General features: G+C 73.9%; 7 protein-coding genes. 2 read left to right on the forward strand and 5 right to left on the reverse strand.

Going from position 1 to position 5,942, the window contains the following annotated elements; genetic code table 11:
- From V7793_RS31910 to miaA, 4 genes are all read right to left on the reverse strand, one after another.
- The coding region (locus tag V7793_RS31910) for a RelA/SpoT family protein (RefSeq protein ID WP_336013170.1) at positions 1–1,560 on the reverse strand (1,560 nt) is incomplete at its 3' end.
- Between the two features lie 204 nt (positions 1,561–1,764).
- Positions 1,765–2,655 (reverse strand): diaminopimelate epimerase, encoded by an 891-nt coding sequence (gene dapF / locus V7793_RS31915; protein ID WP_336013171.1) that lies wholly within the window; start codon positions 2,653–2,655, stop codon positions 1,765–1,767.
- 73 nt (positions 2,656–2,728) lie between these two features.
- Positions 2,729–3,208 carry a hypothetical protein gene (locus tag V7793_RS31920; RefSeq protein WP_336013178.1) on the reverse strand — a complete coding sequence of 160 codons (480 nt, stop codon included), beginning with the start codon at positions 3,206–3,208 and terminating at the stop codon, positions 2,729–2,731.
- Between the two features lie 108 nt (positions 3,209–3,316).
- Positions 3,317–4,255: a tRNA (adenosine(37)-N6)-dimethylallyltransferase MiaA gene (gene miaA, locus V7793_RS31925; protein ID WP_058047261.1), complete on the reverse strand. Its 939-nt coding sequence runs from the start codon at positions 4,253–4,255 to the stop codon at positions 3,317–3,319.
- 195 nt (positions 4,256–4,450) lie between these two features.
- Between miaA and V7793_RS31930 the strand changes: the two genes are divergently transcribed.
- Together V7793_RS31930 and V7793_RS31935 are read left to right on the forward strand one after the other, a co-directional pair.
- Positions 4,451–4,690 carry a gliding motility protein gene (locus tag V7793_RS31930; RefSeq protein WP_336013174.1) on the forward strand — a complete coding sequence of 80 codons (240 nt, stop codon included), beginning with the start codon at positions 4,451–4,453 and terminating at the stop codon, positions 4,688–4,690.
- 31 nt (positions 4,691–4,721) lie between these two features.
- Positions 4,722–4,967: an antitoxin gene (locus V7793_RS31935; protein ID WP_336013176.1), complete on the forward strand. Its 246-nt coding sequence runs from the start codon at positions 4,722–4,724 to the stop codon at positions 4,965–4,967.
- A gap of 229 nt (positions 4,968–5,196) precedes the next feature.
- Here the strand turns inward: V7793_RS31935 and V7793_RS31940 are convergent, their stop codons facing one another.
- A complete protein-coding gene (locus V7793_RS31940; protein ID WP_336013179.1) occupies positions 5,197–5,907 on the reverse strand; it encodes a class III extradiol dioxygenase subunit B-like domain-containing protein in 711 nt (236 codons plus the stop codon).
- Positions 5,908–5,942 lie beyond the last annotated feature (35 nt).

Genomic DNA, 5,942 nt, shown 5'->3' on the forward strand with positions numbered 1-5,942 from the left:
GGGATGGCTGGCCAGCCACCGCTCGATGGCGATCCGCGCTGCGGGCGTACGGGCGTGCTCCAGCCAGTCCGGGGAGGGCCCGGAGGCGCTGTCGCGGGACATCAGCAGCTGAAGGGTGTCGCCGTCGCGCAGGACCGTGCTGAGCGTGGCGAGGCGGCCGTTGACGCGGGCGCCGATGCAGCTGTGGCCGCCGTCGCCGTGCTGCGCGTAGGCCGCGTCGACGCAGCTCGCCCCGGCGGGCAGGCCGATCGTGCCGCCGTCGGCGCGGAAGACGGTGATCTCGCGGTCCAGGGCGAGCTCGTCGCGGAGGGAGGTCCAGAAGGTGTCGGGGTCGGGCGTGGCCCGCTGCCACTCCAGCAGCCGGGAGAGCCACCCCGGCCGCGTGGGGTCGACGCGCTCCCCGTCCGTGGCATCGGGCGTCTCGGGCGTGGCGTACGGATTCCCCAGGGCGACGACGCCGGCCTCGGCAACCTTGTGCATCTGGTGGGTGCGGATGAGGACCTGGGCGGGCTCCCCTCCGGGGCCCGCGACGGCCGTGTGCAGCGACTGGTAGAGGTTGAACTTCGGAGTGGCGATGAAGTCCTTGAACTCCGAGATGAACGGCGTGAAGCAAGTGTGCAGCTCGCCGAGGACCGCGTAGCAGTCGGCGTCCTCCGCGACGAGGACGAGCAGTCTGCCGAGGTCCGAGCCGGTCACCTCGCCCCGCTTGAGGCGCACCCGGTGCACGGAGACGAAGTGGCGCTGTTTGACGAGGACGTCGGCGGCGATGCCCGCCTCCCGCAGGACGGCCTGCACCCGCTCCGCGGTCGTCCCCAGGGTCGCGAGGCCGGCGGCGTGCGCGGTGACGAGCTCGCGGGTGCGGGCGTACTCGTCGGGGTGGAGGATCGCGAAGACGAGGTCCTCCAGCTCGGTCTTGAGCGCCTGGACGCCCAGCCGCTCGGCGAGCGGGATCAGCACGTCCCGCGTGACCTTGGCGATGCGGACCTGTTTCTCGGGCCGCATCACGCCCAGCGTGCGCATGTTGTGCAGCCGGTCGGCGAGCTTGATGGACATCACCCGGACGTCGTTGCCGGTGGCCACGAGCATCTTGCGGAAGGTCTCCGGCTCGGCCGCGGCGCCGTAGTCGACCTTCTCCAGCTTGGTGACGCCGTCGACCAGGAAGCGGACCTCCTCGCCGAACTGCCCGCGGACCTGTTCCAGGGTCACCTCGGTGTCCTCGACCGTGTCGTGGAGGAGGGAGGCGGTCAAGGTGGTCGTCTCGGCGCCCAGTTCGGCCAGGATCAGGGTCACGGCGAGCGGATGGGTGATGTACGGTTCACCGCTCTTGCGGGTCTGGCCGCGGTGGGAGGACTCGGCGAGGAGATAGGCCCGCCGCAGGATGTCGAGGTCCGCGCCCGGATGGTGGCCGCGGTGCACCTTGGCGACGTGGTCGATGGCGTCCGGCAGCCTGCCGCGCGCGCCCGAGCCGCCGAGCGCCGCGCGCCCCAGCCGTCTCAGGTCGAGGCGGGCGCGGCCGCGCCTGCGGCCGGGAGCACCTTCGTGCGTGGCGTCTGTGCTCATGGGGGCACCTCCGGCAGCGTCGACCGGCGGTCGGCTGCGCGCCTCCGTACCGGTGCTTGATGCTACCGAGCCCATCACGCGCTGCTCACCCGCTCTCGCCCAGAGTGAAACGGATCACCCATTCGAGCGAGCCACGCCGTCGGGAGCCGGGCGCACGGGCCGGAAAAGAGGTAGTGCGCCCGGGGCACCTGCCGGGGAGCGCCCTCAGACGAGTGCCGCGTCCAGCCAGGAGGGCTCGAAGGTGCCGCCCGCGACGATCACGGCGGGGCCGGTCATCTCGACCGTGCCGTCCGGCGCCTCGCTGATCACCAGGCGCCCGCCGGGGACGTCCACGGTGTACGTGACGGGCAGGCCGGTCACGGCCGGGTCCAGGCCGTCCCGGCGGGCGGTCGCGACCATCACCGCGCACGCGCCCGTGCCGCAGGAGCGGGTCTCGCCGGAACCGCGCTCGTGGACGCGCATGGCCACGTGCTGCGGTCCGCGGTCGACGACGAACTCGACGTTGGCGCCGTTGGGGTACGCGCCCGCGGGCGCGACGTCGGGGGCGGCGAACAGGTTCCCCGCGTCGGCGAGGTCGTCGACGAAGGTGACGGCGTGCGGGTTGCCCATGTTCACGTTGCGCGCGGGGCGGCTGCGGCCGTCGACGGTGACGGTCACCTCGCCCTCCGGGAGCACGGCCCGCCCCATGCCGACGGTGACGTCGCCGGCCGCACCCTCGGGGCCGTCCTTGGCGATGTGGGCGTGCCGCAGGCCCGCACGGGTCGCGACGGTGAGGTCGCCCGCCTCGACGAGACCGGCGTGGTGGAGGTAGCGGGCGAAGACCCGGACGCCGTTGCCGCACATCTCGGCGATGCTGCCGTCGCTGTTGCGGTAGTCCATGAACCACTCGGCCTCGCCGGCCATCGCACGCGCCTCGGGATGGGCTGCGGACCGGACGACGCGGAGCACTCCGTCGGCGCCGATGCCCGCGCGGCGGTCGCACAGCCGGGCGACGGCGGCGGGGGACAGCTCGATGCGGCCGTCGTGGTCCGGGATGATCACGAAGTCGTTCTCGGTGCCGTGACCCTTGAGGAAGGCGATCTGTGCGGTGCTCACGGTTCGATGGTACGGGGGCCGCGCGCGGTCTCCCCGGCGAGGCCCCGGGCCCGTCCGCGGCCCCGGGCCGGGCTCAGCGCAGCCGCGCCACGCGCCAGACGGCAAGGACGACGACCAGGGCGACGAGGGCGGCGTACGAGGCGACGTAGCGCCAGTCCGGGCGGCGCCCGGAGCCGGGGGCCGGCATGCCGGGCCAGGTGTAGCCGACCCGGCGGGCGGCCATCACCCCCCAGCCCGCGGCGCAGCAGCTGATGAGCAGGCCGAGCATGGCGACGACCGGCCCGCCGTCGCCGAACTCGAAGGCGAGGGGGAAGGCGAACATGAGCGAGCCGACGGCGGCGAGCACGACGATCGGGGCCAGCTGCCAGATGCGCAGCCTGCGCTGCGGGCGCAGCTCGCGGAAGGACGCCGGCGCGGCGGTGCCGGCCTCGGCGGTTCCCTCGGTGTCCTCGGGGCCGTCCGGACTCAGCGCCTCCGGCTCTTCCCCGGCCACCGCCGGGAGCTGGCCCCTCCGCGGCGGCTGTTGCGGTCTGTCACGAGGGCCGGCCTCCATCGCCACGCGCCCTCCCATACCCGGACTTCACGGCTCGATCGAAGCTCGATGATGGCACGCCCGCGCAGACCGGAATGGCGCGCGTAGCGTCCCGATGCCATCACGTGATCAGGCTGTGACCGCCCGTTCGAGCAACGCCAGCGCGAGTCCGGGGAGTTCCGCCCTGCGGTCGGCCGCTCCGCTGAGCCAGTGCACGCGGGTGTCCTTGCGGAACCACGAGTCCTGGCGCCGGGCGAACCGCTTGGTGGCCCGCACGGTCTCGGCGCGCGCCTCGTCCTCGGTGCACTCCCCCGCCAGGAAGGCGAGCACCTGCTGGTAGCCGAGGGCGCGCGAGGCGGTACGGCCCTCGCGCAGCCCCTGGCGTTCCAGGGCGCGCACCTCGTCCACGAGCCCCGCCTCCCACATGCGGTCCACGCGCACGGTGATCCGCTCGTCCAGCTCGGGGCGCTCGACGTCGACGCCGATCTGCAGGGCGTCGTAGACGGGCTCCTCACCCGGCAGGTTCGCGGTGAAGGGGCGGCCGGTGAGCTCGATGACCTCCAGGGCGCGCACGATGCGGCGGCCGTTGCCGGGCAGGATGGCGCGGGCGGCGGCCGGGTCGGCCGCGGCGAGGCGGGCGTGCAGGGCGCCGGGGCCCTGTTCGGCGAGCTCCTCCTCCAGGCGGGCGCGGACGGCCGGGTCGGTGCCGGGGAAGTCCAGGGCGTCGATGGTGCCCTTGATGTAGAGCCCGGAGCCGCCGACGAGCACGGGGGTGCGGCCCTCGGCGAGGAGCCGGTCGATCTCCGCGCGGGCCAGCCGCTGGTACTCGGCGACGCTCGCGGCCTCGGTCACGTCCCAGATGTCGAGGAGGCGGTGCGGCACGCCCTGCCGCTCCTCCAGGGTCAGCTTGGCCGTGCCGATGTCCATGCCCCGGTACAGCTGCATGGAGTCGGCGTTGACGACCTCGCCGCCCAGGTGCCGGGCGAGGGCGACGCCGAGATCGGACTTGCCGGCCGCCGTGGGGCCCACGACGGCGATGACCCGCGGGGCGGGAACTGCGTTTTTCACCGGGTTTTTCACCGGATCAGTCTCGCAAACCCCACCCGTGCCCCACGAACGAGCGACGTGACGCGGCGCTGCCGGGTTCGTTGCCTGTTGCGAGGTTCCGAGAGCCGGTTCACGGGCCGGTGCCCGGATGCGGTGCAACGGCACACCCCGGGCGGCACGGGACTTCGCACACACCAGTAAGGTAATGGAGTAGATATGGGCGTGTTTTCAAGGTTTCGCCGCAAGGCGTCCGAGGCGTCAACCGAAGAGGCGGCAACGGCCACTCTGACGGCGGAATCGGCGGACGCCGCCGAGACGGGGGCCGAGGCGGCCGAGGCGGAGGAGTCCGGCGAGGCCGAGGCCGAGGCTCAGGCTGCCGAGGGGGTCGAGATCCCCAAGCAGCAGTCGGCGGAGAAGGCCGTCGACAGCGAGGCCGGTGAGGGCGCCCGTAAGTAGCTCTTGAACCAGGAAGACGAGGGAAGGCGCCATGGGCCTGTTGGACACGATCAAGGCCAAGCTCGCCCCTGCGAAGGACAAGATCGGCGATCTCGCGCAGCAGCACGGGGACAAGATCGAACAGGGGCTGGAGAAGGCCGCCAAGGTGGTCGACGAGAAGACCAAGGGCAAGTACAGCAGCCAGATCCACACGGGTGCCGACAAGGCCAAGCACGCCATCGACCGGCTCGCCGAGAAGGAAGGCGGCAAGGGCGGCGGCGGCACCACGGCCCCCTGAGTGGCTGCCGGGAGGTCCCGTCGCTGCGTTTCCGGGTGCCCGGAGACCGCCCGGGCCGCGACCACCCGACGCCGCGGAAGCCGAAGTCCGCCCGACGGGGCCATAGAGGGCCCGTACGGCGCTCTCGCGGCCGTTCGGGCCGCACGAGGCCCCCGGGGGAGCCGGAACGGCTGCAAGGGCCGCCAGAGGCTGCCGGAGAGGTTCAGAGGCGGTTAGTCGCGGCCGGTGGCTACGACCAGGCGGCCACGAAGTACCCCACCCCGTAGGGCGCCTCGTCGTACAGCAGCTGCCCCTTGAGCCCGGCGCCCTCGCCGGCTCCCGCGAGGACCTGCCACGGGGCGCGTCCCGCGGCCTTGAGTTCCCGGGCGAGTCCGCCGTCGAGCGCGGCGAGCGCCGCGGTGTCCGCGGCGCCCAGTGCGCGCGCCGCCTCTGCGTCGAAGTCCGCCGCCCGCTCGTCGAGGTAGCCCGGCGCCTTGATCGTCCGGCAGGCGCTGCCGTCGCCCATCACCAGCAGGGCGGTCCGCCCGTCCCCGTCGGCCAGCTCACGGCCCGTGGTCAGGCACTGCTCCGCCTCCAGCGTCTCTTCGACGCCCAGGCCCTCGACGGGCGCGTCGCCCCAGCGCGTGCGCTCCAGCAGCCAGGCGGCGACCGCCAGGGACTGCGGCAGCGGTCGCTCCCCCGCCTGCGGCCCCTGCCCCAGGCGTACGTCGACGTCCGCGCCGAGTCCGCGGAACGATCCTCCGGCACCCTGCGGGTGCGGTCCGCGGCCCGGCTGCGGGGCGGGGCCGAGGACGACGAGCCGGTCCGGCCGCGCGGCGGCCAGCAGGCCCAGCGCGTCGAGGCAGGCGGCCCTCAGGGCGTCCAGCTCGGGTGCGGCCCCGGCGGCGACCTCCGGGACGAGCAGCGGCGGACAGGGGCATACGGCGGCGGCGACGAGCATGGCGGGAACGATACGCCCGCCGGGCGCCGCGCGCA

This window comes from Streptomyces sp. KLMMK (assembly GCF_036961605.1).
In the GTDB taxonomy this organism is placed as follows: domain Bacteria; phylum Actinomycetota; class Actinomycetes; order Streptomycetales; family Streptomycetaceae; genus Streptomyces; species Streptomyces telluris.